This window comes from Serratia sp. (in: enterobacteria), from assembly GCF_051654945.1.
Classification (GTDB): Bacteria; Pseudomonadota; Gammaproteobacteria; order Enterobacterales; family Enterobacteriaceae; genus Chania.
Window position 1 is genome coordinate 68,715 of record NZ_JBOFZA010000086.1, and the last position, 26,325, is coordinate 95,039.

A 26,325-nucleotide genomic window follows, 5' to 3' on the forward strand; every position below is an offset into this window, starting at 1 on the left:
TCATCAAGAACCTCTCTCCCTATTGGGAGAGAGGAAAAAGAATTAAAACCGATCGACCTTCACAATTTCATCAACCGGCAATTTACCAATGCGTGGATAAGGCTGGCCGATGCCCTTGCCAATCGCCACCATCAGTGCAATCTGATAATGTTCCGGCTTATTAATGATCTTGCCTACGGCGTCAAAATCAAAACCGTCCATTGGGCAAGAGTCATAACCCTGTGCTTTGGCCGCCAGCATTAAGGTCTGAGCAAACAGGCCGCTGCTGCGCATAACTTCATCACGCTGCACCTGGGCCTTGCCACGGTAATATTGGTCGACCGCAGGCAGCATAAACTGTTGCACCGGTTCTGCGGCTTCACGCCAAACGTTTTTCACCTGGGATTCCCAGCTGGAAAGATCGCCACACAGAATAACCAGCATCGAAGCATCGGTCACCTGTGCCTGCCCCCATGCTACCTCGCGGATATGCTCACGCTGGGTGCGATCTTCGATCAGCAACGGACGCCAATGTTGCAGGTTAAAAGCGCTAGGGGTGTTTTGCAGGGCGATGTTGAGCAGCGCCTTCTTCTCTTCCAGCGTCATCACATGCTGGGTATCGAATTGTTTGGTCGCACGGCGTTGCGCAATGGCGTCAAGTGTGTTCATTGTTTCATGTCCTTTGATTAAGTTAACCCGCCTATTGTCGCTTTTTCTTGGCTGCTGTCCACCATAACATATGTTTTTATTATGATAGAAAGAGTTAATATTTGAATTTTTAATACACTAAATTGCTACGCATTCGTTTTTATAGACAATACCTATTATTTATAGATAATCGGTATCACTGTTCACTCATTACAAGGTAAGTTTGGTATGGTGAAAGAATCAAGGACGCTATTTGGTCATAAAACTCCGGCGATGGAGCGACTGGTCGCTCAGTTGGAACAGGCTTTACATGATAGCCCGTTAGCCCCCGAAGAAAAACTGGCGTTGCTGATGAGGATTTGCATTTTATTATTTAGAGCGAACAAAACCGATAGCGCGGAAATGAAGGTTTCAGATGGCCGCATGCTCAAGCTTACTCTGGAAAAACTACCAACTAATGCACACTGATGCATGATGAATGGAGGCACAAGTATGACCAAGAACAGCGGCAATGTCATTGATGACCAAAATGAGTTGGTGACTGAGCTTGATAGACAACTTAATGATAGCATTAACAACAGTCAACTTGAGACGGTAGAAGCATTATCGGTAGTGATGGAACGTTTTTTTTCATTATATGCTGAAGATGTAGGCCATGTTGCCGAGGCGAAGTTTACGGATCCAAGTGGCGAACATTTCCGTTTTACGCTCCAACTTACGGTGCCACCCGCGCCGCAACAGCGGCATTGATCTTGACTCATCACGTGATTTTAATAAAGCTATAGACTACATAAGGAAGCGATATGTCTAATTTGATTTACGCAAGCATTAATGGCAAACGGCAGGGTTTGATCTCCGCAGGATGCTCATCGTTGGACTCTATTGGCAATCGGTGTCAGGTTGGCCATGAAAATCAGGTGCAGGTTTTAGGTTTAAATCATAGCATCAGCCGTGAGCAGAACGTCGCCCACCATCCGTTGCATTTTATTAAGCCAATCGATAAGTCATCTCCGTTATTAGGTGTAGCAATAACGGAAAATGAACTGCTAGACATTATCTTTTCCTTTTACCGTGTCAATCCTGCTGGCCAGCTAGAACTTTACTACGAAGTTAAATTGACCGAGGCCAGCCTTGTCGATGTTACCTGCATCTACCCACACTCCGTCGATGACGGTGATAAAATGCCGTTTGAAAAAGTGCAGGTAAAGTATAAGTCTATTAGCTGGAGTCATAAAAGCGCGGGCACTTCGGGTTATAGCATCTGGGATGACAGAGTTTACTGATTATCTAGGCCAGATACCCTCTTATGGGTGTCTGGTATTTTTTATTAACACAATTTTATATCTCTTACATATTCGGTCGGCGCATTCCAAGATTTTCTTGGGCAGGTTTTATAGCCGTTTTCTTTAAGGCTGCAGCCTACATAGAATGAAAAAACCAAACTAATTACTGCCCCTACCATAGCAAGCATGGCTAACCTACCAAATAGCTTATTGTTCACTTTTATCGGCATCCCTCTTAATTGAAAATAAAGCGGCACAGACAAAAAGTAAAGCAGAAGAGGAGTTGCAAACACAATCACCCCTACTCGCCACGAAAAAACGATGACATCACTTAATCTAAAGAAGTCTATATAGCCGTTTAAAGAAAGCCAACAAACCCAACATACAAGCAATAAAAGAAAACCCATAAAAACACTATAAAGCGGTCTGGTTACATCATCCATGACTGATTCCCCCTTGAGTGTTAAAAAAATACTTCTGCTAAACACGCCTCTCCTCGTGTGCTAAGAATTTTTACTTTTGACATAGCTTGATATCTTTTACATATTCATTAGGGAGTATCCAAGAGCTTTTTGAACAAACTTTATACCCCCTACCTTTCAGATCGTGACCGATATATATCGAAGAGAACAGACTAATTACAGCGCCAATCATAGCTAAAATAACCAATGAGTTGCCCAGTTTATTATTCGCTTTTATGGGTTTGTTCATTATGGGGGAATAAAATACCACATATAAGAAATACAACATTAAAGGAGCGCCAAATATCATCAACCCAACTACCCAAGAAAAAATAACGATATCGCTTAATCTAAAAAAAGCGACATACCCACTTAAAGAAAACCAACCGAGCCAGCATGTAAGCAACAAAAGAATAACTGCAAAAAATCCATGAATCGGTTTGGTTACATCATCCATGACTGAGTCTCCCCCAAGTATTGAAGAATTGGTCGGCATGATACGGTGAATTATGTGATTTATATGACTTCATGTTTTTAATTATTGATTCGCTTATTTTATATTTATTATCCAACCAGAATAAAGCAAAAGTAATTCCAACCCCAAATAAAAATATGCCACCTGCAATAATTAAAACGCTAGATCCTGTAAGCATAGCAGCTGTCGCTGTCGTTTTTAACCACCATGTAGCCCCAATTGACACCGCCAACTTAGCCATATCCATGGTTAAATTCACAAAAAAATCGGTCAAACCATATTCGTCTTTTAGCAACAACTCAACGGCGCGATAAGCGGCGGAAAACACAATACAGAATCTTGCCCCACCAATAATGCCATTCTCTATACCTCTGGTTCCGATGCCAATATCTAGGATTCTCGGGTTATCGATCCGGTAGCGGGTTGCATTTAAAAATTGTCTTATTCCTGCATATCCCGACAGTCTGATATAGGCATTGCCATTTCTCCCCACGTACTCGGTTGCCGTTACGCCAAACCCTCTCAGCTCCATCGCGATCCTACCCACGGACAGTGACTCGGCGATATTGCCAGCAAAAGACGACATCGGGTCGGTGCAGGAAAAAATCGCGTCCTTCCACGACAGGTTGGCATTGGGATCGCATAAGGTTTTTAAGAAATACTGCGCCTCCTCTACCGTGAGTAAGGCATACATGTTCTCATCTTTCATTTCGTTGAGCTGAGCATGCAATTTCTGATAGGTGATATCTGCATGTTGCTTTTTAAAATCAAGCTGATCTTGTAAGCGGTAGTTATCATCCACAAAAGTTTGCGAAACCGGATCGTATCTCATAAGCATTGATTCCCTTCGATTTAGCCTGAGTCAATGGAGTATAGGGTGTTGCCCAACAGAATCCCATAAATTTCCCTCATCAATGCGAGGATCATCAGGTTTTTAACCTCTGACCTATATTACATGGCATGAGCAACCCACAAAAGGCGAGAAAGCCAGCACTTCTCAGTATGTAATTTATTAATTAGCCAAAAATCATTTACCAGGTGAATGTATGGTTATTGCTTAAACCGATAAATCCACCTCAACAGTCAGGGTTTTTATCTTCAAAGGATAACCACCTAAGTAGGCAATAATAAAGTTTTCACAACCTCCTTCCCTAGGAATTATCTTAACAAATGGTTCGCTACGGGGAAATATAACACCAAACAATATAATGGAAATGATTATTCTTATCATTTTTAAAGGTAATTTTAAGGTATTACCCCAAAATAAGTATCTGAAGTTGATATTTCTCAACGAAACCCCACCGGTTTACCGTCGATAATCTTTTTCTTTTTTGAGCAAATATCATGACTGATAAATATAATAGCGACTCCTCACCAGGGATTAGCCGCCGTCACTTCGTCAAAGTGAGCAGCGCACTGGCCGCAGCGCCGTTGGTGGGTGTTCGATTTGCCTATGCCAACGACAGTGCCAAGAGCGAAGCCTCGGCGGGTTCTGTGCCACCCGAACGCATCATTCCGACCTGTAGCAGCTTTGACTGCGGCGGCAAATGCGACATCCGTGCCCATGTGCAAGACGGAATGGTCACCCGCATCACCACCCTACCCGATGCCGAATTAGATCCGGAAATGCCGATTATGCGCGCCTGCGTGCGTGGCCGTGGCTACCGTAAATTCGTCTATCATCCCGACCGGCTGAAATATCCCATGAAGCGCGTCGGTAAACGCGGCGAAGGTAAATTTGTCCGCATCAGTTGGGATGAAGCGACCACCTTGATTGCCGACAACCTGAAGCGCATCACCGAGAAATACGGCCCCGCTTCACGTTTCGTGCATAATAATACCGCGGTTACCGGTGGCGCGTTCTCAGGCGATAAGATGGCACGCCGTCTGCTCAGCCTGACCGGCGGCTATCTTGAGTATTATCACTCGGTCAGTATGGGTAATACCGGTGCGGCAACCCCATATACCTACGGGGCCGCAGCCAGTGGCAACACTCTGGATACCCTAAGTGACACGCCGCTGGTGATCCTGTGGGGGCATAACCCAACGGAAACCATCTTCGGTCATACCAATCACTATTTTCAGCAGATGAAGCAGAATGGTACCCGCTTTATCGTGGTTGATCCGCGTTACTCAGATACCTCATCCTCATTGGCAGACCAATGGATCCCATTGCGCCCGGCCACGGACAACGCGCTGATGGATGCGATGATGTACGTCATCATCAGCGAAAACCTGCACGACCAGGCGTTTATCACCCGCTACACCCTGGGCTTTGATGAAAGCTCGATGCCAGAAGGTGTACCCGCCAACGAGTCGTTGGTGGCTTACCTGATGGGGGCGAAAGACGGCATCAAGAAAACTCCAGAGTGGGCGGAGGCGATCACTCATGTCCCGGCGCAAACCATTCGGCAACTGGCTCGTGATTACGCCACAACCAAACCGGCGGCGCTGATCCAGGGTTGGGGGCCACAGCGGCACAACTGTGGTGAGCGCACTGCCAGAGGCTCAACCCTGCTGGCGACCATTACCGGCAACGTGGGGGTCAAAGGCGGTTGGGCTGGCGGCTATGGCGGCATTGGTAACCGTAAATTTACCACTGGCCCGGAAATGCCAGACAACCCGGTAAAAGAAAAAATCTCCATCATGAACTGGGTGCAGGCGGCGGATGATGCCAGCAAAGTGACACCTGCAGACGGTTTAACCGGTGGTGACCAGCTCAATAGCAATATTCGTCTGCTGTTTTCCCTGGCAGGTAACTACCTGGCCAACCAAAACCCGGATATCAATCAGGCCGCCAAGGTGTTGGCCGATGAATCCAAGATCGAATTCATTGTGCAAAGCGACCTCTATCTGACGCCGAGCGCAAAATATGCCGATCTGTTATTGCCAGAAACCAGCTTTATGGAACGTTGGAATATCGGCGAAACCTGGGGTACGGCGAACTATTTGATCCTGTCGGAAAAGCTGATCGAACCTGAGTTCGAACGTCGTTCCGATTACGACTGGATCCGTGAAGTGGCACAAAAACTGGGCATTGAGCAGGAGTTCAGCCTGGGGCGTAGCGAGAAAGAGTGGATTGTGCAGATCTGGGAAAATTCGCGTAAGGCCATGCCTGACGAACATTTGCCAACGTTTGACGAACTGTTGGTGCAGCGCCGCCATCTGTTCAAAGGCAAGCCGCATATTGCCTTTGCCGATAATATTCGCGATCCGCAAAATCATCCGTTCCCGACGCCGTCAGGAAAAATCGAGATTTTCTCCAAGCGGCTGTATGACATGCACCACCCGGAAATCCCGGCGCTCTCCCACTACGTACCCGCTCATGAGGGGCCGGAAGACCCATTGGCGGCCAAATACCCGCTACAGCTAATCACCTGGAAAGGCAAAAACCGGGCTAACTCCACCCAATATGCCAACCCGTGGTTACAGGAGGTACAGACGCAGAAACTGTGGATCAATCCGGCGGATGCGAGCCATCGCAACATTACGCAAGGCGATTACGTTCGTATCCACAACGATCGCGGCGTGACGCTGGTTCCGGCCGAGGTTACCCAGCGTATTATGCCAGGCGTTGTCGCATTGCAAGCGGGAGCCTGGTGGCAGCCGGATGCCAACGGCGTCGACCATGGTGGCTGTGCCAACGTGCTTAGCTCGGCGCGGATCACCGCGTTGGCCAAAGGCAACTCTCATCAAACGATGCTTGTGGAGGTTGCCAAAGCATGAGTAAATTTATCGAGTACCCACCCGTTAGCGATCGTCAGCTTGGATTCTATATAGACTCTTCACGCTGTTCCGGCTGCAAAGCCTGCCAGGTCGCCTGCAAAGACAAGAACAACCTGGACGTCGGGCGGCGTTTTCGCCGCATTTATGAGGTCAAAGGCGGTGGTTTTGTCTCTACCGGCCAGGGCGGCTACCGCAATAACGTCTACGCCTATACCCTGTCGATTTCCTGTAACCACTGTAAAGATCCGATCTGTACCAAGAACTGTCCAACCACCGCGATGCATAAGCGCCCTGGTGATGGCATCGTGCGTGTCGACACCGATAAGTGCATCGGCTGCGGCTATTGCGCCTGGTCGTGCCCTTACGGCGCTCCTCAGCTCAACGAGACCACCGGTCAGATGTCAAAGTGCGATTTCTGTATCGATTTACAGGCCGCAGGGGAACAGCCGATCTGCGTGGCAACCTGCCCACTGGGTGCCATCAAGTTTGGCCCCATTGATGAACTGCGGGCGAAATATGGTGACCTTTGTGATGTGCAGGGTCTGCCCGATTCCGCCATTACTCACCCAAATCTGGTCGTCAAAGCGCATCAAGGTGCCGAACAGGGGAGTAAATAATCATGCATGAATGGCCTCTTATCATTTTTACCCTGCTGGTGCAGGCTTCGGTTGGTATTACGTTGTTCACCACCTTTAGCCTGTTGGTGGCCAAGCAAGGGCTGAGCAGTCAGGAAAAGCATCGCTATGCGCTGCCTTTCATGCTGCTCGCCTTTATCTCCGGGGCGCTGGGTCTGATGGTTTCTACCGCTCATCTGGGCTATCCGTTGAATGCGTTCCACGCCTTGCGCCATGTAGAGAGCTCCTGGCTGAGCCGTGAAATCATCTTTGCCAGCCTTTATCTGGCGTTTTTAGGGTTAGGGACACTGATTGCGCTGCTCAAAAAACGACTGCCGATCGTTTTACTGCTGATTGCTTCGCTGCTGGGAATTGTCGACGTCTTCTGTATGAGCGCCATCTACGTTCACAGTTCGGTAGTGACCTGGATGCATTTCAATACCTACCTGATGTTCTTTGGGTCGGTATTGAGTCTGGGTGCAGTGGCCAGCCTGTGGTCACTTGCGATTCGTCCCGATCTGCCCTCTCAGTTGACGCGCCAGGTGGCGGTGACGACGATAGCCTTGCTGATTGCCATCACGCTGTGCCGCTTGCTGGCACAACCCCTGTATATGGAATACCTGAACTCGGTGTGGAACAGTGACGTTGTCACCTTCCCTCATCAACCACTGGCAGCCTTTGCGCAACTGGCCAGCCTGCGCTTGGCCTCGTGGGTGATATTGATCGCCGGCGTCAGCGCACTGGCACTCAGTTGGCGTAGCCAGCGCATCAACAAGCGGTGGCTCACCGTGGGAAGTGTTTTGATCTTGATAGCCGAAGTGCTGTTGCGGTTGGGATTCTTCAGTATTCAATAATGCCATTTTCGGGGGCGTGTAATGCGCCCCCACTCATATCCCGGTGTAAGATCAACCTTTGCTGCAAATTACTAAATTAGTAAGTGGAATCACTTCGGCATATCCAACCAATCTGCTACTCTGCCACCCTGTACTTAAGCTACGATTTGCCCTGAATGGTGGTAAACCTGAAGAGTTCGCGCATTTGTGCGCAATATCAGATTTTTCCAATGAAAATTTAAGAGTTTAACAAGTTGAACTGACCATACTCTGCGGTGCAGAATGCGCGCAGAACAAATGGAGGTTCGGATGTACGCGATGGAAAATGTCATTACCCAGCAGGCAGCGGCGATTTCGCCCCAACTGCTGACGGTGTTGGAACAAAAACTGACCATGGATCGGGAGACGATTTCGCTATGTCTGAACGGTATGGCAGCCTTGATCCTGCAAAACACCCGTGACTATCTGCATCGCAACGATAATTCCCTGCGTTTGCGCAAATTGGCCAGGCACACCCCCAGCTTCGAATCAGGCTTTCTGGATGAAGCGCTGAGCAAATTCAGCCCGGCATTGCTGACAATGGTACTTGGCCACAAATTGAAGAACCTCACCCAGTTATTCATGAGCTTTTATGCGCTGGAAAAAACGCGGGTTGAACGGCTGTTTTCCGTGGCCTCCGCTATGGTATTCGGCCTGTTGGGTCAATACCTGCGGCAACGTTCCATGCAATCCCCATCGCTAAAAGGTTGGCTCGATTGGCAGTTACCCCAGATCGCTGCAGCCCAGCCAACGGCGGTGCTCAATCAGTTACCTGCGCTGATCCCGGCTGACCCGGCGGTTTCCCGCACCGGATCGCTGGTACCGCCCAAACGCCGTATCTGGCCGTGGCTGATGCTGGTGCTGCTATTGCTGGTATCGCTGCTGTTTTCACTGCGCGGTTTTAGCGTGTTACAGCCCATGCAGACCAACGGAAAGAGCGATGTGACCTACCGCCGGCTGGCCGATGGAAAGCAGCTCCTGCTGTCGCAGCGTTGCGTCGAGAATCTGCTGATCACTTACATTGAGAGCAATGCGCCCACTAGCGAAAAGCGCTGGTTTACGCTGGATCGCCTGCGGTTCGATACCAATCGCACAGAATTGACTCCCGCGTCACAGGAGCAATTGAGAAATATCGTCGATATTCTGCGCGCCTATCCGAATGTGGAGATCCGGCTGGGGGGATATACCGATAAGTCGGGCAATGAGCAGATGGATCAGCGTTTATCGCAGGATCGCGCCGATGCGGTACGGATGGCGCTGGTAAAGATGGGGATTGGGGAAAGCCGCATTACTTCCGAGGGTTATGGCTCGGCTTACCCCTTGGTACCTAGCGATAGTGAAGCCAATCGCGCCAAAAACCGCAGGATCGATCTGCGGGTGGTTGAGAAATAATTCCCCTCACCCTATCCCTCTCCCACAGGGAGAGGGGACCGAACGTGCCACAAATTATCTTCCGCATCTGACTTTAACATCTGCACCTAAACCCAAGTGCGGATTAACTCCCTATCCCACAAGGAGAGGGAACGAACGTGCCACAAATTATCTTCCGCATCTGACTTTAACACCTGCACCTAAACCCGAGTGCGGACTAGCTCCCTCTCCCCAAACCAGTGCTCATGATGTCCCAGATGTTACATTGGGAGAGGGCTGGGGTGAGGGGCTGTATGAGCAAATTAACAACTCACCCCTTGGCTACCGCCACCACTTTCAGCGGCTGGGCATCTGGCAGGATGTTCATATGTTCCAGCACCTGTGCCATGATTTTGCCAAATACCGGCCCCGCCACCGAACCGCCAAAGTGTTTACCTGCCTTGGGGTTATTGACCATCACCACCAGGGCTACCTGCGGATCGCTGGCCGGTGCCACGCCTGCGGTGTAGTTGATATAGCCGCCATCATACTTGCCGTTAGGCCCCATTTTTTCAGCGGTGCCGGTCTTGATCGCCAGGCGATAGCCAGGTACTGCGGCACTAAGCCCACTGCCGCCAGGCAACGCATCACTCTCCATCATATGCACCACGGTTCTCACCACCTCGGGTGACATGATTTGCTGACCCATTACCGGTGGCGTCACCTTAGTGATGGAAAGCGGCCGATAAACGCCGAATGAACCGATGGTGGCATACTCGCGTACCATCTGCAGCGGCGTGACGCGCAAGCCATAGCCAAAGGAGAAGGTAGCTCGTTCGATATCGGCCCAGCGCGCGCGATGAGCGGGTAAATAGCCGCTGCTTTCGTTGCCAATACCCAGTTCGGTAGGCCGCCCAAGGCCAAAGCTGCGGTAAACGGCAGGCAATACCGTGGCAGGCAACGCCAGTGCGATATGCGAAACCGCAATATCGCTGGATTTTTGCAGTACCCCGGTAATGGTCAGTTTCGACCAATGCCCCACGTCTTTAATCAGATGGCCGTTCACCGTATAAGGCGTGGTATCCAGCACGGTATCCGGCCGGATCAGTTTGTGATCCAACCCTACCATCACCACGACCGGCTTAACCGTCGAGCCTGGCTCAAAACTGTCGCTGCTACAAACGTTATGAATGTCTTTCACCGGCGTATTGGTGTAGTTATTGGGGTTGAACGACGGGTAACTGGCCATGCCGAGAATTTCACCGGTATTAACCTTGACCAGCACCGCACAACCCGAATCGGCCTGATTGGCGATCACCCCGTCACGGATCTGTGAAAACAACACATATTGAATAAATTTGTCGATGCTGAGCGTCACGTTCGGTGGCGGCACCGGATCAACGCTTTTGATCACACCGATAACCGCACCGCTGCCGTCTTTCTGATAGACGCGCAGGCCGTTCTTACCCTGTAGCAGCGGGTTGAAACCCAGCTCAATTCCTTCCAGTCCCTGATTATCCTGCCCCACAATGCCAATCAGCCCGGCTGCGTCTTGCCCCATGGGGTAGAAGCGGCTGAAGTCCTGCTCGGTGCTGACACCAGTCAGGTGTAACTTGCTAATATAGTTAGCATTGTCATCTTCTACCTTGCGAGCCAGATAGATAAAGCGCTTACGGCCATTGGCCTGGATCAGGTGCTGAACATCCCCCAGCGGCATTTTCAACACGTTGGCCAAACTCTGCCAGCGCTCGGTGCTGGTATCGGTTTGGCTGTCGAGGATATGTTTGGGATCTAACACGATATCTTTGGAAGAGACGCTGACCGCCAGCGCCGCATCGTTGCGATCGGTGATCATCGCACGGTTGGTGGGCACCACCTGGGTACGAATAGAACGCTGGTCAGCCTGATCGGCCAACTGTTGATGTTCCAGCAGTTGCAAATAGCCGACCCGAAACATCAATAGAAAGAAGCAGACCAATATGCCTGCACAAATCCAGCCAAATCGCGCCGTCGAGTAGTTTTTACCGTTTTTCTTGGTTGGAGGAGCCACTATTAACCCTGCGTTTTTTAACCAATTATTTATCAGGTAAGTCTAACCTTAAGCGGATTGGCAGAAGGTTGCAGTTTGTAAGAAAGTAAAAACAAACGCGTTCAATGTTGCACATCTTCACTGTCACCGAGTTGTGTCTGGCTGGCGTCGTTATCTCCCGGCGGTGGGGCATTGGCCGGATCGAAAATATGGTCCAGGATCGCCCTGGCCGTCGGCCCTGCGACCACCCCATCCCCACCCCCATTTTCCAAAATTAGCGCCATTGCCACGCGCGGATTTTTATACGGCGCAAATAACGTATAAAAAATATGGTCACGCAGGCGCACCGGGATCATTTTGGCGTTATAAGTCTGGTTCTCTTTCAGACTAAACACCTGCGAAGTGCCCGATTTGGCCGCTATCTGGTAAGGCGCAGTATGAAACAGCTTATAACCTGTGCCGTTAGGCAGGTTCGCCATACCATACATGCCGTTGCGGACAATGCCCCAATAGGGCGATTTGGCCTCACCAATTTGCACCGCCTGCGCAGGTGGCTGGTAGCGTTCCACTTCCCGGCCCTGCTTCATCGAGTACAGCAGATGCGGCGTTTGCACCCTGCCGCTGTTGATCAGCGTGGTCAGCGCCTTGACCATCTGGATCGGCGTAGCGACCCAATAACCCTGACCAATACCCACTGAAACGGTATCACCTTGATACCAGCCTTTTTTATGCACCCGCTGCTTCCATTCCCGGCTGGGCAATACGCCGCGATATTCCTCATTCAGATCGATACCCGTCGGCTGGCCATAACCGAATTTGCTGAGCCACTGATGGATCCGGTCGATCCCCATTTCATAGGCAACCTGGTAGAAGAAGGTATCCGCCGATTCCTCGATAGCCTTGGTGACGTTCAGCAGGCCGTGGCCGGTTTTCAACCAGTCGCGATAATGGCGCTGCGTTCCCGGTAAGATCCAGGTTGGTGCGCCAAAGAAAGTGGTGGTTGGGGTGATGACACCGGCAAACAGTGCCGATACCGCCATATAAGGCTTCACCGTAGACGCTGGTGGGTACAACCCTTGAGTTACGCGGTTGATCAGCGGCAAGTCCGGGTTGCTGAGCAGTGACTTGTAGGCCTGATAGCCGATGCCTTTGACGAACGGATTGGGATCGTAACTGGGGCTGGAAACCATGGCCAGAATGCCGCCGTCGCGCGGATCGGCGACCACCACCGCCGCCCGTTGCCCTTTGAGCACGCTTTCGATGTACTGTTGCAAGTGCAGATCGAGCGTCAGGTAGATATCTTTGCCCGCCTGCGGCGGTTGCTCCTTCAGCAGACGAACGATACGTCCATGGTTATCCACCTCCACTTCCTGATAGCCAGTGGTGCCGTGTAACTCTTTTTCGTAATAGGCTTCCAGCCCCTGTTTGCCAATATTGTGGTCAGCGGCATAGTTTTGCGCCAGGCCCTGCCGATCGAGCTTTTTGACATCGTTATCGTTAATGCGCGAGACATATCCCACCACGTGCGCCAACTGCGCCCCATACGGATATTGCCGCTGCTGGTAGGTATCGATCGTTACGCCGTCAAAACGATACTGGTTTACCGCAAAACGAGCCACCTCGGTTTCACTCAGCCCGGTTTTCAACGTGACGGGCTTATAGCGGCTATTGTGGTGCATATCGTCGCGGAAGGCGGCAATATCATCCGGCGTCAAATCGACAATCGGCGTCAAGTCTTGCAGCAGCCCCGACATATCGGTGATTTTGCTGGGAGTCACTTCAATCTGATACAGCTGTACGTTACGCACCAGCGGGATGCCGTTGCGATCGAATATCAGCCCGCGGTTAGGGGCAATGGGTAACATTTTGATGTCGTTTTGATTAGAGCGCGTCTGGTAAAAAGCATGCTGCCGTATCTGTAAGCGATACAGGTTGAAGACCAACGCGCCAAAACAGGCGACCACCAACACCATCGCCACACAGGCTCGGCGAATAAACAGCGTTTCTTCAGCGGAATGGTCACGGAATGGATCTTTTAATGGGGCCATGCGCGGAGTATTACCTGTCTGACGGAGTGCTAACAGCCGGCAAGCATAGCGTTAATGCTCCTGCTCCTACATTAAAAGGTTGCTAATGATTTGGCATAACTGTTTCAATATATTGGAATGTTTCCGAGATGGGTCAGCGCTATTGAGCCATCAATAGCTACGATGCTACAATGTGACGCAGATCACACTGAACAATAAATCACCCTCTATCCCAATACCTATTCTGCCCCCTGGGCCAGATGAGGCTTTTGTAGCAAAGGATCACCGTCGATGAGTACCATAGCCACTGGCTTTATTATGATGCGCTGGGAATTGCTGAGCGCAGTGATGATGTTTCTGGCCAGCCAACTGAACGTGGTGTGCCGCAAGGCCAGCCGTAACGGTATGGCGTTTATGTTCAGCAGTCTCGGGCTGTTTACCAGCTGCTGGTTTGTGATGGGGCTGATGGGCATGACCTTCAATCTGGCAGGCATTATGCAGTTCTGGGCGACATTCAAAGATGTTTTCATCGATATCATGAGCCAAAGTTCGACTACCTTCCCCCTGCCATAATCGCCGTTCAGTACGGGCGCAAGATAGCGGCGCCCCACTGAGGGTTATCCCCTTGCAAACTCCTTTCCATAGCCATCAGCGGCTTTGCTGCCGTAGTTGTATTGGAGTATGGCCGTAGCTCGCTTTAAAGCGGTGGCTGAAATGGCTGGCGGAGCTAAAGCCGCAGTCCAGCGCGATCTGGGTAAGCGGCATCAGCGTGTTGCGCAGCAATTTCTCTGCCTGTTGCAAACGCACCTGCATCACATACTGATGCGGTGCCTGCCCGGTACTGTGTTTAAACATGCGGGCAAAATGAAACTCGCTCAATTCTGCCAGAGAAGCTAGATCGGCCAGCACCAGCGGCCGATCGAGATGATGGTCGATAAATTCCTGCACCCGCTTCAGCACGGCAGGAGCCAGCCCACCACGCACGCTGGGCAGCCGCCATTGCAACTGGGTGTAACGCTGGAGCATATGTGACATCAACAGCGTGGCTGCACTGCTCAGGGCCAACTGGTTAGCGCGGTCTTGCCAGTTGTGATTAAGCAGAAACTGGCGGTACAACAGCGTGATGTGGGGATCTTCCGCAAACGCCAGCGGCTCTACGTTGATGGTGGCCGGGCTGCGATCCCAGGTCTGTTCTACCAGTTGCCGCAAATGTTGGTCGGTGCAATACAGATGCACGAAGGAAAGATCGCTGCGAATATCCCAGGTAGATTCATAGTGGCGTGGCATGATGCAAAAGCGATCCGGTCCCCCCCCGTTCTGCCATCCCCCTGGCACCTTTTGATAGCACTCATAGCCATCCGCAACGTACAGGCTCAGGGTATGGTGATCGGCACTTTCCTGGGTAATACGGTCGTTGCAGTTGGACCAGGCCGCCAACTGCACGCCAGACCCCAATTGCAGACTGTTGTGCAACTGGGCTTTGTGCTGCTGTAATGTTTCAAATGCCAGGTAAGCCATAGCCGCCCTATTCCGGTTATTCAAGCCAATTCAGTGTAAAGAGTGACGACGCGAGATACCAGTTCTCCCCGGGTGGTTTTGGCAAAAAAGCGCAAGAATATGCAATTGACCGCAAAGGGCTGAAAGCGCTATGGCACGGAAAGGTGAATACTCCCGTTATCACTAACAGGAGGATTTATGAATACGCTGTTGTATCTTGCCGTGGTGCTGATTTGGGGTACCACCTGGATTGCGATTACCCTGCAACAAGGCACGGTGGCGATCCCGGTCTCGATCGGTTACCGCTTCCTGCTTTCTGCCGCCATCATGTGGCTGGCCATGTTGGCGTTACGCCGCCTGCGGGCCATCAGCCTGCGGGATCATCTGTTCTGCATGTTGCAGGGCTGCTGTGTGTTTGGTTTTAACTTTTACTGTTTTTATCTGGCAGCGGCCTATATCAGCAGCGGGCTGGAATCGGTGATTTTCTCGATGGCGGTGTTGTTCAACGCGGTCAACAGCATGATTTTCTTCCGCCAACGCCCTAGCCCTAACCTACTGCCTGCAGCGCTACTGGGCATGATCGGCATCGTGGCGCTGTTCTGGCAGGATTTGATGGCCACCCAGATGGCACCTGATTTATTGAAAGGGATCGGTTTGAGCGCGCTGGGCACCTACGGTTTTTCACTGGGGAATATGCTCAGCACGCGCCACCAGCGGCGTGGATTGGATATACTTTCGACCAATACCTATGCCATGAGTTATGGCGCATTGCTGATGTTTGCCATCGCGCTGGCACAGGGCGCTTCGCTACAGATCGAGTTCAACACGCGTTATCTGGGCTCGCTGCTCTATCTGGCGATCTTTGGCTCGGTGATCGCCTTTGCCGCCTATTTCACCCTGCTGGGCCGCATCGGCGCAGGTGCAGCTGCCTATAGCACCTTGCTGTTCCCACTGGTCGCGCTGACGATTTCCACCCTGTATGAAGGCTACCAGTGGCACCTGAACGCGGTGATAGGCCTATGCCTGATCCTGCTGGGGAACCTGGTGATGTTCTCTAAACCGGGGATGCTCACGCTACCCCGCTGGATACGTGGGATCCAGTGATTGTTACCCCTGTTGCAAAACTTGATAATTGATAGTTGAACGCAGCAAGAACTGAGGTGGGGTATCACCCACCTCATTTAACTATTAACCCTCCCATTGCAGGAAAACTATAAACCATTGCAATAAGACTCGTATTGACCTTGCTTACTCATACATATTAATGGTTTATTAGGCCGATAAATGCCATTTTCCCGCACCGGAAATCAGATTAATTTCGTCAAAACTTAAGCTTCTCATTTAAAAACTCCTTTTACTTGAAAGTAAATAAGCATCATGAACGCTACGCCAATTGAAATAATCAGGGACTGCAATAACGGAGGGGCATTAAAGCTTCTTGCAACAAAACCTATCAAAACCCCAATAAAAACACACAAAAAGCAAAATAAAATATTTTTCACCATCAACCACAATACAGTAATTGATTAATATTAAACAAGTTTAAATGAATGACATCAATACCAATGAGTTATACCGAGAGGGAACAGATGCTCAGCCATTGTCTAATCATCTTTTAATAATAAAGCATTGAATGAACGCAACTCTCCTCACTCAAAAAGGTACTTATCTGTATATGACGACGGCATTATTCTTAATACTTCATCAGGGTCAAGATATTTTTAATTGAAAGTAAATCCTCATTAATTCTTTCTGTAATAAAAACAATTAAAGCGATATGTTTATTTTTTTAGATAACGATTAAAGTAAAGCGGTAAAAATAAATGCAAGGCCATTGACAAAAATACGGCGTCACGACGGTGCCATCAGACACCGTCGTAGTTCCAGTCTATGGACAACTTTCCGCAACCGCATTTAACCCTTCAGACTCATGTTTGAAGGTAATCTTGTTGCTGGGTGCAGCATGATTGATGGTCAGCACATAGATACTGTCAAAATCGTTGCCCGGCCATTTGGCTGCCTGTTGAGGATCGCCTCCCTCGGCAGCAATAATATTTTTTACCACCTGCTCCAGGTTGTGATGTTCCCAAGAAACATACACCACGGCGTTACGATAACGCTCGTCTAGCAGCGCCGTCTGTAACTCGGTAATCTCATCGGCGTGATATTGGATATTCACCGGCAACGACAGCCGAATTGCCGTTGGAGTCATGGTGGTCAACGCCCGTTGCGAACTTCCCGGTTTATTCTTCTTCGGGCCTGCGGCAAAAATAGCCTCTGGTTTGCCATAACGGCCAATCAGCACCTGCGGTAACGCCAAGGCACGGTTGAATCCCCTACAGGTCAGTTGGCCGCTGTTGTTGTCTGGTTTCTCACCGTGGCGGACAAAAACCAGAGTCTGCTCACTCCAGGCTGCTCCTGCCGTACTGGCCAATAACAGTGCCAACAGGCCGTGTTTTAAAGTTCGCTTCATTGTTGAACCCTGTTCCTTCGCTGTTATCCAACGGCCTGCTGGTCGTTCAGCTGTTTGTTTGATTAGTGAATTTTTTGCATAGACATATGCGTATTTGCCTATCTTATCATTCAATCTCGCTTTCCCTACACTCTCGCCTATTGACCATCCTTTTTGGTTGCTTACTCATGGCGGAACAAGATGAACGAAAAATTTGACGGAAAAGGTATTTTCGCCAAAGGGCCGAAAAATGACGCCTATGCGCAATATTTCACCGGTACCAGCTACCTGAACATGTTGACCACCGAAGGGGTTGCCATTGGCAATGTAGTATTTGAACCCGGCTGCCGTAACAACTGGCATATTCACCACCAGGGCGGTCAGATCCTGTTGGTGACCGGTGGGCGCGGCTGGTATCAGGAGTGGGATCAGCCTGCCCGGCAACTTAGCGCCGGAGATGTGGTCTCTATCCCGGCGGGAGTAAAACACTGGCATGGTGCAGCTCAGGATAGCTGGTTTGCGCATATCGCCGTGGCGGTTCCAGCGGAGGGGGCGTCGAATGAATGGTTGGAGCCGGTCTCCGATGCCGACTACGGCCAACTACCTTAACGTTAACTTTCAGGTTTCAGAGACCGGAGGTGCATGCAGCGCCCCTACGCGCTGAACCGGTTAATATTCTGGCATTGGCTATTTCAACCCGCTATTTGGGGTAGAAATAGTTTACTATGCCAAATACCAATTTGGCCACCACATAGCAGCACGAGAGAATGACAAATGTGTGGGAAATATTGGCTGGGGCCGCATACCAACCTGATGCCCAGACACAGGCCCCTTTTAATAAAGCAGATGCTATAAAAAAGGCAATCACAGAGGCGGCTATATTGATAATTTTTCTCATGAAATGGATCCAGAAAAAAGTAACCGGTATGTTTTACTTAACGCGTTAATACTGAAAGACTACCACGAGCAGGATCCGTTATCGCACCACCTGCTACGCTGTTGAAACAGCGTGGATCAGCGTACTTTGCATAAAAACCACCAGAGTTATTTCCACTTCCTTTGTTACCATTGCCATTGGTTCTGCCACCGTTATCCGTGCGGTCGCCGCTATTATTTGCGCGTCCACCAGATATCTGAACTAATAATGAAATATCTAATAGCCCCATAGGTTACTCCTTTTTCTGATAATGTAAAATAGTACGGAGAGTTAATTTCTAACTCATCACCAGCAAATCATCAACAATTAATAAAAGAGGGATATTTTAATTTTAGAGACCAATCACAAAATTACCTGTATTAATGCGCTTATAACTTACACAGGTCATTAAGTTGATTTAATTACGCCAAGGATTAATTGCGATGAGTGAGAGCTACGAATTGCCATGGGGCGCTGCTGCGCCCTTTATATATTTAGCGATTTAGCCGACCAATAATCCCAATACCGCTCCGCCGGCCAATATCCATAACGGATGGATGCGCTTGTTCATACTCAGTAGCGTTGCGAGCACGATTAATACCGCCAGCCGCCAGTTGGTCGCCGAAGCCTGGGCAATCAACACGCCGCTGGCAGCAACCAGCCCGACGGTAACCGGGATCAGCCCAAGCTGCACCACACGTCGCCAGGGTTTATCCTTAAAGCGTCGCCAGGCGCCCATCACCAGAATGGTGACGATGGAAGACGGCCCAAACTTGGCTACCGAGGAAACCAACAGCCCGGCCCAACCCGCCACGTGCCAGCCAATCAGCGGCACGATCATCATATTCGGCCCCGGTGCCGCCTGCGCCATGGCGAACAATGCGCTGAACTCCTGAGCGCTCATCCATTGATGCACTTCCACCACCTGGCGCTGCATTTCCGGCAGAATGGTAAAACCACCGCCAAACGCCATCAGCGAAAGCTCGGTGAAAATCACCGCCAGCGAGATTAACACCGCAATCATGATGGTTTCCTCCAGGCCAGCAGAATGCTCAGCGGAGCCAGCACCAGCATGGTCGGCAGCAGCGGCAGACGCAGCCAGGCGATCGCGACCAGGGCAATGCCAACAATCATCAGCGGTAACCATTTCCCCCACAGTGGCAACAACATTTTCAACCCGGTAGAGAGCAGCAACCCTGCCGCCGCTGCGGCTAACCCAGCAAATACGTGCTGCACATGCGCATCGTTTTGATAGCGGGCATAAATCACGCCCAGGCCAACCACAATCGCCGTCGGTGCGCAGATCAGCCCTAGCAAGGCACATAATGCGCCGCGCAATCCGCGGAACTCCATCCCCACCGCCACCGACAGGTTAATGACGTTGCCACCCGGCAGGAACTGGCACAATCCCAGCAGTTCGGTGAACTGTTCTGCGGTTAACCAGCGGCGCTGTTCCACCAACATGCTGCGTGCCAGCGGCAGCACCCCGCCAAAACCAATCAAGCCCAGCATGAGAAAACCTGAAAACAGTTGGCCATTGCTTGGCGGTTCACTGATCCCGTGATCTTGTAGCGCGTTAGAGTCAGACATTGCATTTCCCACATCACCTAAGTTGTTATCTGGAATGATGCGCTTGGCCATGCCATGATGTCTAATGCGTTTCTAAACCAGTATCGATACCTACAAGGTATGAATATGATTGAACTGCGCCGTCTGCGGGCGTTTGTTACCGTGGTCGAAGAAGGGAATATCACCCGTGCCGCCGCTCGCTTGCACATTCAGCAACCGCCGCTGACCCGTTTGCTGCAAGGGCTGGAGGAAGAATTGCAGGTGAAACTGCTGCAACGGTTGCCACGCGGAGTGCGTACGACGGAGGCAGGAAACGTGTTGTTTAACGAGGCCAGAACCTTGTTAACGCGAGCAGAGAATTTGAGCGAAGCCGTACGGCGCGCAGCCCGTGGTGAACAGGGCCATCTGGCTATCGGTTTTACCAGTTCGGCAGCGTTGCATCCGTTTGTGCCCAACCTGTTACGCCGTTACCGCGATATTCTGCCCGGGATCACGACCTTGCTGGAGGAAGCTGGCAGCGGTGAACTGATGGAGGCTTTGGTGGATGAACGCCTGGATGTGGCTTTTGTACGCTCACCGGTTAGCGGCATACCCGGGCTGCTGATCGAACCCGTATTGCTTGAGCCGATGCTGATCGCCCTACCGGTAGGCCATCGCCTGGCGATAGACAGCAACGAAAAGGTTCCCTTGGCCGAACTGACCCACGAACCGCTGATCCTTTATCGCCGCCCGGCAGGCCAAGGTTTGTATGATGCCATTCTGGCGGCCTGCCACCGCGCCGGTTTCAGCCCACGCATTGTGCAGGAGGCTCCGCGCCTGCCCGCAACGCTCAGCCTGGTAAGTGCAGGGTTGGGGCTGTCGATCGTTCCTGCTTCCATGCGGCGTTTAGGTGACGACGGGATCGTGTTTCGCAGCATCGCCGAAGAGGCCCAACTCAGCGCCCCGTTGTATCTGGCGCTGCGCGGTAACCGCCAGTCACCGCTGATCACCCGATTCCGTCAGTTGGTGGCCGAAACGGTGAGCTCACTGTAGATCGCGCTCAATCGTCCCGTTCGACAATCCGCGTCAGGTGAATGACCAGATACAGCAGCTCGTCGTTAGACATCTCCATTTCCAGCAGATTCTTCACATAGTCACGGATCAACAGTGCGCAACGATAGGCATCGGGATACTCTTTGGTGGCCTGCAAGAACAGGAAATCGTCTTTTGACTTCACCTGTTTATTGTCGATCATGCGTTGAATGAAAAACTGCATATGCAGCAGGAAACGCGAGTAATTGAGCGAACCGGTGACGATATCGATGCCAAAGTGGTATTTGATGATGTTGAAAATATCCTTCAACATCTTTACCGCCAATAGCGTGTGCTCCATGCTTTGCACATCGGTCTGGCCATTAACCAAGTGGAAGGCAATGTTCCCCGCCTCGGCTTCTGGCAACAGAATATCCAGGCGCTGATTGATCTGTGTCAGCGCCTGCAACGCGACGGCAAACTCTTGCGGATAAAAGCGTTTCACCTCATGCAACAGCCGGTTCTGAATGACGATGCCTTTATGGCAGCGCTCAATGGCAAAGCTGAGATGATCCACCAGGGTGAAAAAGATCTGTTCATTGACCCGGCCGCCGAGCTGGCTATTGGCCAGCCGCAGGATCATCTGCACCAGTTCAATGTGCTCTTCCGGCGTGGTTTCTATCAGGCGCAGGTGATCGTGGCCTTGTTGACCATTCTGCACCACATAGACTTTTTCTATGCTGGCCGCAGCCAGCACATCCCCCACTTTGCTGTTAAACCCGATACCTTTACCCATCACGATAACTTCGCGGTTATCGCTGTCGGTGGACAGTACCAGGCTGTTATTGAGCACCTTGACGACTTTCATCATTACCCTGTGTTATCCACGCTGTTGGCCGTTCGAGGCGATCAATCGCTGATACCAGCCAAAACTGTTCTTTTTGATACGCCGCAGGTCGTACAGATCCTGCTCGCCACGGTTGACATAGATAAAGCCATAGCGCTTGGCGTAGCCCTGATGCGTGCTGACCAGGTCGATCGCGGCCCACGGACAGTAGCCCAGCAGCTCGACACCATCGTTGATTGCCAATTTCATCTGCTCGATATGTGCACGCATAAAATCAATGCGGTAATCATCATTGACGATATCTCCTGGCAGTAGTTGGTCCGGCGCACCAATGCCATTTTCGGTAATTAAAATCGGCATTTGATAGCGCTCATAGACCTTGCGCAACGTCAGGCGCAGGCCCACGGGATCGATCACCCAACCATAGCGCGTTTTATCAACATATGGGTTTTCTGCCGCTCGATACACGCCCGGCTCACCCAGCATAATTTGCTGATCCCCGGCACGAGCGCTGATATCGGAAGCATCGCCGCGGCTGGCTGCAATCGTCGCAGTGGAATAGTAGTTGATCGCCACATAATCCGGTTTACCTTGCAGCAGTATCGCCGCATCTTCTGCTGCCATTTCAGGGGCCAGCCCACGATCCTGCATATACCGCCAGGCCAGTGCATTGTAGCGGCCATGCACGGCAACATCCAGAAAGCTCCAGCAGCGCAGCGTTTCCCAGTTATGAGCGGCGATGGCATCCAGCGGGTGACAGGTTTCCTGATACATGGAGGTGGTATTGATCGCCGGACCAATTTTCCCAGCAGGACAACGTTGATGACACAGTGCCATGACCCGCGCCTGCGCTACCAGCATATGATGGCTCTGTTGATACAGCACCGGCCTGGTTGGTAGTTCACCCCCCTTTGGCACACCGATGGCGCCAGGATGCAGGATCATGGTGTTCTGCTCGTTGATGGTCAGCCAATAGTTGACCTTATCACCAAAGGCAGTAAACAGGACGTCCGCATACTCGACAAAGGCATCAATGGTGTGACGGTTGCTCCAACCGCCCTGTTGCTCCAACACATAGGGTAGATCGAAATGATAGAGCGTGACGACCGGTTCAATGCCGTGTTTGAGCAATTCATCGATCAGGTCGCGATAGAACGCCAGACCGGGCTGATTCACCTCACCCGTGCCGTTCGGCAAAATGCGCGTCCAGGCTACGGAGAAACGGTAGGCCTTCAGGCCTAATTCGGCGAACAGCTTAACGTCCTCACGGAAACGGTGGTAATGATCGCTGGCCACCTTAAAATCGGCCGTTCCCGCAGGATGATCGAGCATATCGACAATCGAAGGGCTTTTCCCCTCTTCGTTCCATGCCCCTTCAACCTGATACGCCGAGGTTGAGGCTCCCCACAGGAAGCCGGGTGGGAAGTCGTTCAGTTGCTGGTATTTCATACTTTTTTCTCCCCGGCATTGAGCGCGACAATTTGCTCACCAAAGCTTACCGGGCCGGGCTGCCGGCAGCTCAGCTGTGGATATTGTTCGCTGTTGACCACCAGCACCGGTGTGATGATGTCATAACCCAGCGCGCTGATGGCGGCAATATCAAAACGTATCAGCTCATCGCCGGTCTTCACCCGGTCGCCCACCTGCAATTGAGAGGTGAAATGCTCGCCGTTGAGATTGACGGTATCAATGCCGATATGTATCAGCACTTCCATCCCGTTATCAGCCTTAATGCCGACGGCATGTTTCGAAGGTAAGAAAGTCACGACCTCGCCGTTGACCGGTGCGCGCAGCACGCCTTGCTCCGGCACAATCGCTACCCCTTTGCCCAGCAGCCCTTGCGAGAAGACGTCGTCATTCACCTGATCGAGCGCCACCAATTGGCCAGCCAACGGGCTGTGCAGCGACTCATCGCGATCAGACGGAGCCTTATCTGTTGCAACCGCCTCTTCATCTACCGGATCCTCAAAGCCCAGGATCCAGGTCAGAGCAAAGGTAACCACGATGGCGATGACGCAGGTGATCAGGGCATGCACGATATTCATCGGATTTTCGCCGATAAAGGCAGGCAAAGCCGCCAGCCCCGGAGAAACAAAGGCGTAGCGCACCAAGCCACTCACTCCGGCATAGACACCGGCACAACCGCCACCGATCATGGCCGCGATCAACGGCCTGCGCAGCTTCAGCGTGACGCCGTACAAGGATGGCTCGGTGATCCCCAACAGTGCGGTGAAACCGGCAGATGAGGCTAACTGACGCAGATTTTTGTTCTTGGTGCGGAACGCTACACACAAGGTCGCCGCTCCCTGTGCGATGTTGGAAGCCAACATGCCGGGGCCATTAATCATCTCGAAACCGTTTTTACTCAGTTGCCCGGTGGCGATCGGTGTCATTGCCCACGCGGTGCCGGTGATCACCAGGAAGGGTTGCAGCCCGCCCATCAACATCGGGATCAGCCAACTGGCCTTGCCATCAATCACTGCCGCCCCGCTGGCGACCAGATCGTTGAGGAAAATACCGAATGGCCCCACCGCCACCAAGGCCAGCGGCGTGGTGACCAGCAGAATGATCATCGGCTTGGTGAAGAACTTGATCATGGTCGGCGAGACTTTTTCGGCAAAGCGCTCGATATAGGACATCAGCCAAACGGTGAAGATGATCGGCAACACCGAACCAGCATAATCGGCCAGCCGCACCGGGATACCAATAAAGTCGATTGGCGAACCTGCGGCCAACATTTGGGCAAGATTGGGATGCAGCAAGGCTCCCGCGATGGTCATTGCCAGGATCGGGTTACATTCAAACTTGATTGAGGCCCCATAAGCCAGCAACACCGGCAGGAAAAAGAAGGCAGCATCGGCGATGGTATTCAGCAGATGGTAGGTCGGACTGGCAGCGCTTATCGCCCCGGTCAACTTGAGGATCGCCAGCAGCGCCTTGATCATCCCTGCGCCGGTAATGGCTGGGATCACCGGCGTGAAGGTGGTCGAAATTACGCTGATAATCTGCGTAAAAATACCGCCCTTGGCTTTGTTCTTCGGCTGTCCGCCCGCTTTGCCCACCGGTTGGCCAATCGCTTTTTGCAACACGCGGAAGGTCTGTTGCACGTTGTTGCCCACCACAATCTGGAACTGGCCGCCGCGTTCCACCACGCTGATCACACCTGGCAACGCTTCGATGGCTTTCGCCTCCACCAGGCTGTCATCGTTAAACTCCATCCGTAAACGAGTCGCACAGTGCGTCAGCTTGCTGACGTTACCCTGCCCACCGACCAGCGCCAAGATATCTAATCCCAACTGGTTATAATCCATAAGTTTTCCCCGGTAAAAAAAGCAAAAAAAAAGACCAAAATGAAAATGCTCCCCTTCGTCAGAAGAAGTGCATTTCTATTTTGGTCTTGCCTGCTTACGCAGTAACACGCCATCATAAAAATGATTGGTAGCGATAGGCTACGGCGCAAGTATTACCGCGGAGGCGATCGTCAGGCAACCGGCAGCGGTAAGCTTTGTGACTCGCATCACGAACAGCTGTCAGAATACACGCGGGTTTTCTTGCTAAAAATCAACAAACTCGCCTGCTACATACTGTAGCCATGCCCTTCAATAGGTTAAACTTCCCTACCTCGGCAGGCTATCGCCGCCGACCGTTGCGCTTGAATAACTATGAACCAAGGAAGTCTACATGCAACAAGGCTCTAAACTGCGGCCACCACCCATTGATGTGATCACCATTCAGTCGCAGGTGATCTACGGTAGCGTGGGGAACGGCATTGCCTACCGCACGTTGTTGAAGAAGAACCTGGAGGTGTTGCAGGTACCGAGCGTGTTGTTTGGTTGCCCGCCCTATTACGGCGCGCCGCATGGGGGAGCGATCTCCAGCGAATGGTTCAGCGGTTTTCTGGAAGATCTGATTGCCCGTGAAGTCGTCTGCCGCGCTCGGGCCATCATCATCGGTTATCTCGGTGACGTGGCGCAGTGCCATATTCTGACCGACTGGTTGCCACGAGTGCTCACCCTTAACCCGGACATCAAGATCTATATCGATCCGGTGATGGGCGATTACGGCGAAGGGGTTTACGTTGATAAACGTCTGGTTGAGCGCTATCGCTCGCCGTACCTCAATCTGGCCCATGGCCTGACGCCAAACGGTTTCGAACTTGAGCAGTTGTGCGGCATGGCGCTGACCACGCGTGAGCAAACCGAACAGGCCGCACGGGCGCTACTCAAGGGCAATACGCAGTGGGTCTTGGTCACCAGCGCACCTGGCGTGGCAAACAGCGAGCAAGAAGTTGGCCTGCTGCTGGTCACCGCCGACGAGGTGCAAAGCTTCACTCATGCCAAAATCGATTCGCCGGTGAAAGGGACGGGTGACATGTTCACCGCGCTGTTAATTGCCCATTTGCTGCAAGGGGAACCTTTCAGCAAGGCGGTGCCGACGGCGATCCATGAGGTGTGTGCGGTATTGGAAGATGCTGCGCGGCACGGCTGGCAGGAAATCGGCCATCTGCGGGCGCTGAAATAATCCCTCACCCTAGCCCTCTCTCTGTACAGGGAGAGGGAACCGATCGAG

The 26,325-nt window shown here is 51.6% G+C and carries 27 protein-coding genes; 12 read left to right on the forward strand and 15 right to left on the reverse strand.

The window, feature by feature from the left end; translation table 11 throughout:
• Positions 1-42: 42 nt before the first annotated feature.
• Positions 43-648 carry a nitroreductase family protein gene (locus ACRDCA_RS20475; RefSeq protein ID WP_438691196.1) on the reverse strand — a complete coding sequence of 202 codons (606 nt, stop codon included), beginning with the start codon at positions 646-648 and terminating at the stop codon, positions 43-45.
• 207 nt (positions 649-855) lie between these two features.
• Here ACRDCA_RS20475 and ACRDCA_RS20480 point away from each other — a divergent pair, with 207 nt between their 5' ends.
• Genes ACRDCA_RS20480 through ACRDCA_RS20490 form a run of 3 tightly spaced genes read left to right on the forward strand, consistent with a single transcriptional unit; the run spans position 856 to position 1,910 of the window.
• Positions 856-1,095, forward strand: a complete 240-nt coding sequence (locus ACRDCA_RS20480; RefSeq protein ID WP_438691197.1) for a hypothetical protein — start codon at positions 856-858, stop codon at positions 1,093-1,095.
• Positions 1,096-1,119: 24 nt separating this feature from the next.
• A complete protein-coding gene (locus ACRDCA_RS20485; RefSeq protein ID WP_438691198.1) occupies positions 1,120-1,377 on the forward strand; it encodes a hypothetical protein in 258 nt (85 codons plus the stop codon).
• A 53-nt stretch (positions 1,378-1,430) separates the two neighbouring features.
• Positions 1,431-1,910, forward strand: coding sequence for an Hcp family type VI secretion system effector (locus ACRDCA_RS20490; protein ID WP_438691199.1), 480 nt, complete (start codon positions 1,431-1,433; stop codon positions 1,908-1,910).
• Between the two features lie 44 nt (positions 1,911-1,954).
• Here ACRDCA_RS20490 and ACRDCA_RS20495 read toward each other — a convergent pair whose 3' ends face one another.
• From ACRDCA_RS20495 to ACRDCA_RS20505, 3 genes are all read right to left on the reverse strand, one after another.
• Entirely contained in the window at positions 1,955-2,353 is a 399-nt protein-coding gene (locus ACRDCA_RS20495; protein ID WP_438691200.1) for a DUF1240 domain-containing protein, read from the reverse strand.
• A gap of 70 nt (positions 2,354-2,423) precedes the next feature.
• Positions 2,424-2,828 (reverse strand): DUF1240 domain-containing protein, encoded by a 405-nt coding sequence (locus ACRDCA_RS20500; RefSeq protein ID WP_438691201.1) that lies wholly within the window; start codon positions 2,826-2,828, stop codon positions 2,424-2,426.
• Entirely contained in the window at positions 2,821-3,678 is an 858-nt protein-coding gene (locus ACRDCA_RS20505) for a hypothetical protein (RefSeq protein WP_438691202.1), read from the reverse strand. The genes ACRDCA_RS20500 and ACRDCA_RS20505 overlap by 8 nt, the downstream gene beginning before the upstream one ends.
• Positions 3,679-4,190: 512 nt before the next feature.
• Between ACRDCA_RS20505 and ACRDCA_RS20510 the strand changes: the two genes are divergently transcribed.
• The 4 genes from ACRDCA_RS20510 to ACRDCA_RS20525 all read left to right on the forward strand — a co-directional run bounded on the left by ACRDCA_RS20510 (position 4,191) and on the right by ACRDCA_RS20525 (position 9,450).
• Entirely contained in the window at positions 4,191-6,572 is a 2,382-nt protein-coding gene (locus ACRDCA_RS20510) for a DMSO/selenate family reductase complex A subunit (protein ID WP_438691203.1), read from the forward strand.
• A complete protein-coding gene (locus ACRDCA_RS20515) occupies positions 6,569-7,189 on the forward strand; it encodes a DMSO/selenate family reductase complex B subunit (protein ID WP_438691204.1) in 621 nt (206 codons plus the stop codon). The genes ACRDCA_RS20510 and ACRDCA_RS20515 overlap by 4 nt, the downstream gene beginning before the upstream one ends.
• Before the next feature lie 2 nt (positions 7,190-7,191).
• On the forward strand, positions 7,192-8,040 hold the full coding sequence (locus ACRDCA_RS20520; RefSeq protein ID WP_438691205.1) for a dimethyl sulfoxide reductase anchor subunit family protein: 849 nt from the start codon (positions 7,192-7,194) through the stop codon (positions 8,038-8,040).
• Between the two features lie 288 nt (positions 8,041-8,328).
• Positions 8,329-9,450 carry an OmpA family protein gene (locus ACRDCA_RS20525; RefSeq protein WP_438691206.1) on the forward strand — a complete coding sequence of 374 codons (1,122 nt, stop codon included), beginning with the start codon at positions 8,329-8,331 and terminating at the stop codon, positions 9,448-9,450.
• Positions 9,451-9,739: 289 nt separating this feature from the next.
• On the opposite strand, the gene ACRDCA_RS20530 is transcribed toward ACRDCA_RS20525, so the two are convergent.
• Both ACRDCA_RS20530 and mrdA read right to left on the reverse strand, forming a co-directional pair.
• Positions 9,740-11,458: a penicillin-binding transpeptidase domain-containing protein gene (locus ACRDCA_RS20530; protein ID WP_438691207.1), complete on the reverse strand. Its 1,719-nt coding sequence runs from the start codon at positions 11,456-11,458 to the stop codon at positions 9,740-9,742.
• Positions 11,459-11,559: 101 nt separating this feature from the next.
• The gene (gene mrdA, locus ACRDCA_RS20535) at positions 11,560-13,485 is read right to left on the reverse strand and encodes a penicillin-binding protein 2 (RefSeq protein WP_438691208.1); all 1,926 of its coding nucleotides are present in this window, start codon (positions 13,483-13,485) and stop codon (positions 11,560-11,562) included.
• Positions 13,486-13,755: 270 nt separating this feature from the next.
• Here mrdA and ACRDCA_RS20540 point away from each other — a divergent pair, with 270 nt between their 5' ends.
• A complete protein-coding gene (locus ACRDCA_RS20540) occupies positions 13,756-14,037 on the forward strand; it encodes a YjcB family protein (RefSeq protein WP_438691209.1) in 282 nt (93 codons plus the stop codon).
• Between the two features lie 75 nt (positions 14,038-14,112).
• Here ACRDCA_RS20540 and ACRDCA_RS20545 read toward each other — a convergent pair whose 3' ends face one another.
• Positions 14,113-14,982, reverse strand: coding sequence for a helix-turn-helix domain-containing protein (locus ACRDCA_RS20545; RefSeq protein WP_438691210.1), 870 nt, complete (start codon positions 14,980-14,982; stop codon positions 14,113-14,115).
• 177 nt (positions 14,983-15,159) lie between these two features.
• On the opposite strand from ACRDCA_RS20545, the gene ACRDCA_RS20550 reads away from it, so the two are divergent.
• Entirely contained in the window at positions 15,160-16,065 is a 906-nt protein-coding gene (locus tag ACRDCA_RS20550) for a DMT family transporter (protein WP_438691211.1), read from the forward strand.
• A 784-nt stretch (positions 16,066-16,849) separates the two neighbouring features.
• Here ACRDCA_RS20550 and ACRDCA_RS20555 read toward each other — a convergent pair.
• Positions 16,850-17,434 (reverse strand): histidine phosphatase family protein, encoded by a 585-nt coding sequence (locus tag ACRDCA_RS20555; RefSeq protein ID WP_438691212.1) that lies wholly within the window; start codon positions 17,432-17,434, stop codon positions 16,850-16,852.
• A gap of 180 nt (positions 17,435-17,614) precedes the next feature.
• Between ACRDCA_RS20555 and ACRDCA_RS20560 the strand changes: the two genes are divergently transcribed.
• Complete coding sequence (locus ACRDCA_RS20560; RefSeq protein WP_438691213.1) at positions 17,615-18,022, forward strand: cupin domain-containing protein; 408 nt, start codon at positions 17,615-17,617, stop codon at positions 18,020-18,022.
• A 91-nt stretch (positions 18,023-18,113) separates the two neighbouring features.
• On the opposite strand, the gene ACRDCA_RS20565 is transcribed toward ACRDCA_RS20560, so the two are convergent.
• From ACRDCA_RS20565 to ACRDCA_RS20580, 4 genes are all read right to left on the reverse strand, one after another.
• Positions 18,114-18,311 carry a hypothetical protein gene (locus tag ACRDCA_RS20565; RefSeq protein ID WP_438691214.1) on the reverse strand — a complete coding sequence of 66 codons (198 nt, stop codon included), beginning with the start codon at positions 18,309-18,311 and terminating at the stop codon, positions 18,114-18,116.
• A gap of 37 nt (positions 18,312-18,348) precedes the next feature.
• Positions 18,349-18,579 carry a hypothetical protein gene (locus tag ACRDCA_RS20570; RefSeq protein ID WP_438691215.1) on the reverse strand — a complete coding sequence of 77 codons (231 nt, stop codon included), beginning with the start codon at positions 18,577-18,579 and terminating at the stop codon, positions 18,349-18,351.
• 252 nt (positions 18,580-18,831) lie between these two features.
• Positions 18,832-19,353 carry a chromate transporter gene (locus ACRDCA_RS20575; RefSeq protein WP_438691216.1) on the reverse strand — a complete coding sequence of 174 codons (522 nt, stop codon included), beginning with the start codon at positions 19,351-19,353 and terminating at the stop codon, positions 18,832-18,834.
• Entirely contained in the window at positions 19,350-19,919 is a 570-nt protein-coding gene (locus ACRDCA_RS20580) for a chromate transporter (RefSeq protein ID WP_438691217.1), read from the reverse strand. The genes ACRDCA_RS20575 and ACRDCA_RS20580 overlap by 4 nt, the downstream gene beginning before the upstream one ends.
• Before the next feature lie 99 nt (positions 19,920-20,018).
• Here ACRDCA_RS20580 and ACRDCA_RS20585 point away from each other — a divergent pair, with 99 nt between their 5' ends.
• On the forward strand, positions 20,019-20,930 hold the full coding sequence (locus ACRDCA_RS20585) for a LysR family transcriptional regulator (protein WP_438691218.1): 912 nt from the start codon (positions 20,019-20,021) through the stop codon (positions 20,928-20,930).
• Positions 20,931-20,937: 7 nt separating this feature from the next.
• Here ACRDCA_RS20585 and licT read toward each other — a convergent pair whose 3' ends face one another.
• From licT to ACRDCA_RS20600, 3 genes are read right to left on the reverse strand one after another with little or no spacing between them, the layout of a single operon-like run.
• Positions 20,938-21,777, reverse strand: a complete 840-nt coding sequence (gene licT, locus ACRDCA_RS20590; protein WP_438691230.1) for a BglG family transcription antiterminator LicT — start codon at positions 21,775-21,777, stop codon at positions 20,938-20,940.
• A gap of 12 nt (positions 21,778-21,789) precedes the next feature.
• Complete coding sequence (locus tag ACRDCA_RS20595) at positions 21,790-23,205, reverse strand: glycoside hydrolase family 1 protein (RefSeq protein WP_438691219.1); 1,416 nt, start codon at positions 23,203-23,205, stop codon at positions 21,790-21,792.
• Positions 23,202-25,067, reverse strand: coding sequence for a beta-glucoside-specific PTS transporter subunit IIABC (locus tag ACRDCA_RS20600; protein ID WP_438691220.1), 1,866 nt, complete (start codon positions 25,065-25,067; stop codon positions 23,202-23,204). Before ACRDCA_RS20600 ends, ACRDCA_RS20595 begins: the two co-directional genes overlap by 4 nt.
• Positions 25,068-25,437: 370 nt before the next feature.
• Here ACRDCA_RS20600 and ACRDCA_RS20605 point away from each other — a divergent pair, with 370 nt between their 5' ends.
• Positions 25,438-26,277: a PfkB family carbohydrate kinase gene (locus ACRDCA_RS20605; RefSeq protein ID WP_438691221.1), complete on the forward strand. Its 840-nt coding sequence runs from the start codon at positions 25,438-25,440 to the stop codon at positions 26,275-26,277.
• Positions 26,278-26,325 lie beyond the last annotated feature (48 nt).

What these genes read in the sequence shown, in the direction of transcription:
- ACRDCA_RS20475 (WP_438691196.1), bottom strand. Translation starts at nt 648, where the DNA reads ATGAACACACTTGACGCCATTGCGCAACGCCGTGCGACCAAACAATTC.
- ACRDCA_RS20480 (WP_438691197.1), top strand. Translation starts at nt 856, where the DNA reads ATGGTGAAAGAATCAAGGACGCTATTTGGTCATAAAACTCCGGCGATG.
- ACRDCA_RS20485 (WP_438691198.1), top strand. Translation starts at nt 1,120, where the DNA reads ATGACCAAGAACAGCGGCAATGTCATTGATGACCAAAATGAGTTGGTG.
- ACRDCA_RS20490 (WP_438691199.1), top strand. Translation starts at nt 1,431, where the DNA reads ATGTCTAATTTGATTTACGCAAGCATTAATGGCAAACGGCAGGGTTTG.
- ACRDCA_RS20495 (WP_438691200.1), bottom strand. Translation starts at nt 2,353, where the DNA reads ATGGATGATGTAACCAGACCGCTTTATAGTGTTTTTATGGGTTTTCTT.
- ACRDCA_RS20500 (WP_438691201.1), bottom strand. Translation starts at nt 2,828, where the DNA reads ATGGATGATGTAACCAAACCGATTCATGGATTTTTTGCAGTTATTCTT.
- ACRDCA_RS20505 (WP_438691202.1), bottom strand. Translation starts at nt 3,678, where the DNA reads ATGAGATACGATCCGGTTTCGCAAACTTTTGTGGATGATAACTACCGC.
- ACRDCA_RS20510 (WP_438691203.1), top strand. Translation starts at nt 4,191, where the DNA reads ATGACTGATAAATATAATAGCGACTCCTCACCAGGGATTAGCCGCCGT.
- ACRDCA_RS20515 (WP_438691204.1), top strand. Translation starts at nt 6,569, where the DNA reads ATGAGTAAATTTATCGAGTACCCACCCGTTAGCGATCGTCAGCTTGGA.
- ACRDCA_RS20520 (WP_438691205.1), top strand. Translation starts at nt 7,192, where the DNA reads ATGCATGAATGGCCTCTTATCATTTTTACCCTGCTGGTGCAGGCTTCG.
- ACRDCA_RS20525 (WP_438691206.1), top strand. Translation starts at nt 8,329, where the DNA reads ATGTACGCGATGGAAAATGTCATTACCCAGCAGGCAGCGGCGATTTCG.
- mrdA (WP_438691208.1), bottom strand. Translation starts at nt 13,485, where the DNA reads ATGGCCCCATTAAAAGATCCATTCCGTGACCATTCCGCTGAAGAAACG.
- ACRDCA_RS20540 (WP_438691209.1), top strand. Translation starts at nt 13,756, where the DNA reads ATGAGTACCATAGCCACTGGCTTTATTATGATGCGCTGGGAATTGCTG.
- ACRDCA_RS20545 (WP_438691210.1), bottom strand. Translation starts at nt 14,982, where the DNA reads ATGGCTTACCTGGCATTTGAAACATTACAGCAGCACAAAGCCCAGTTG.
- ACRDCA_RS20550 (WP_438691211.1), top strand. Translation starts at nt 15,160, where the DNA reads ATGAATACGCTGTTGTATCTTGCCGTGGTGCTGATTTGGGGTACCACC.
- ACRDCA_RS20555 (WP_438691212.1), bottom strand. Translation starts at nt 17,434, where the DNA reads ATGAAGCGAACTTTAAAACACGGCCTGTTGGCACTGTTATTGGCCAGT.
- ACRDCA_RS20560 (WP_438691213.1), top strand. Translation starts at nt 17,615, where the DNA reads ATGAACGAAAAATTTGACGGAAAAGGTATTTTCGCCAAAGGGCCGAAA.
- ACRDCA_RS20565 (WP_438691214.1), bottom strand. Translation starts at nt 18,311, where the DNA reads ATGAGAAAAATTATCAATATAGCCGCCTCTGTGATTGCCTTTTTTATA.
- ACRDCA_RS20570 (WP_438691215.1), bottom strand. Translation starts at nt 18,579, where the DNA reads ATGGGGCTATTAGATATTTCATTATTAGTTCAGATATCTGGTGGACGC.
- ACRDCA_RS20575 (WP_438691216.1), bottom strand. Translation starts at nt 19,353, where the DNA reads ATGATTGCGGTGTTAATCTCGCTGGCGGTGATTTTCACCGAGCTTTCG.
- ACRDCA_RS20580 (WP_438691217.1), bottom strand. Translation starts at nt 19,919, where the DNA reads ATGTCTGACTCTAACGCGCTACAAGATCACGGGATCAGTGAACCGCCA.
- ACRDCA_RS20585 (WP_438691218.1), top strand. Translation starts at nt 20,019, where the DNA reads ATGAATATGATTGAACTGCGCCGTCTGCGGGCGTTTGTTACCGTGGTC.
- licT (WP_438691230.1), bottom strand. Translation starts at nt 21,777, where the DNA reads ATGAAAGTCGTCAAGGTGCTCAATAACAGCCTGGTACTGTCCACCGAC.
- ACRDCA_RS20595 (WP_438691219.1), bottom strand. Translation starts at nt 23,205, where the DNA reads ATGAAATACCAGCAACTGAACGACTTCCCACCCGGCTTCCTGTGGGGA.
- ACRDCA_RS20600 (WP_438691220.1), bottom strand. Translation starts at nt 25,067, where the DNA reads ATGGATTATAACCAGTTGGGATTAGATATCTTGGCGCTGGTCGGTGGG.
- ACRDCA_RS20605 (WP_438691221.1), top strand. Translation starts at nt 25,438, where the DNA reads ATGCAACAAGGCTCTAAACTGCGGCCACCACCCATTGATGTGATCACC.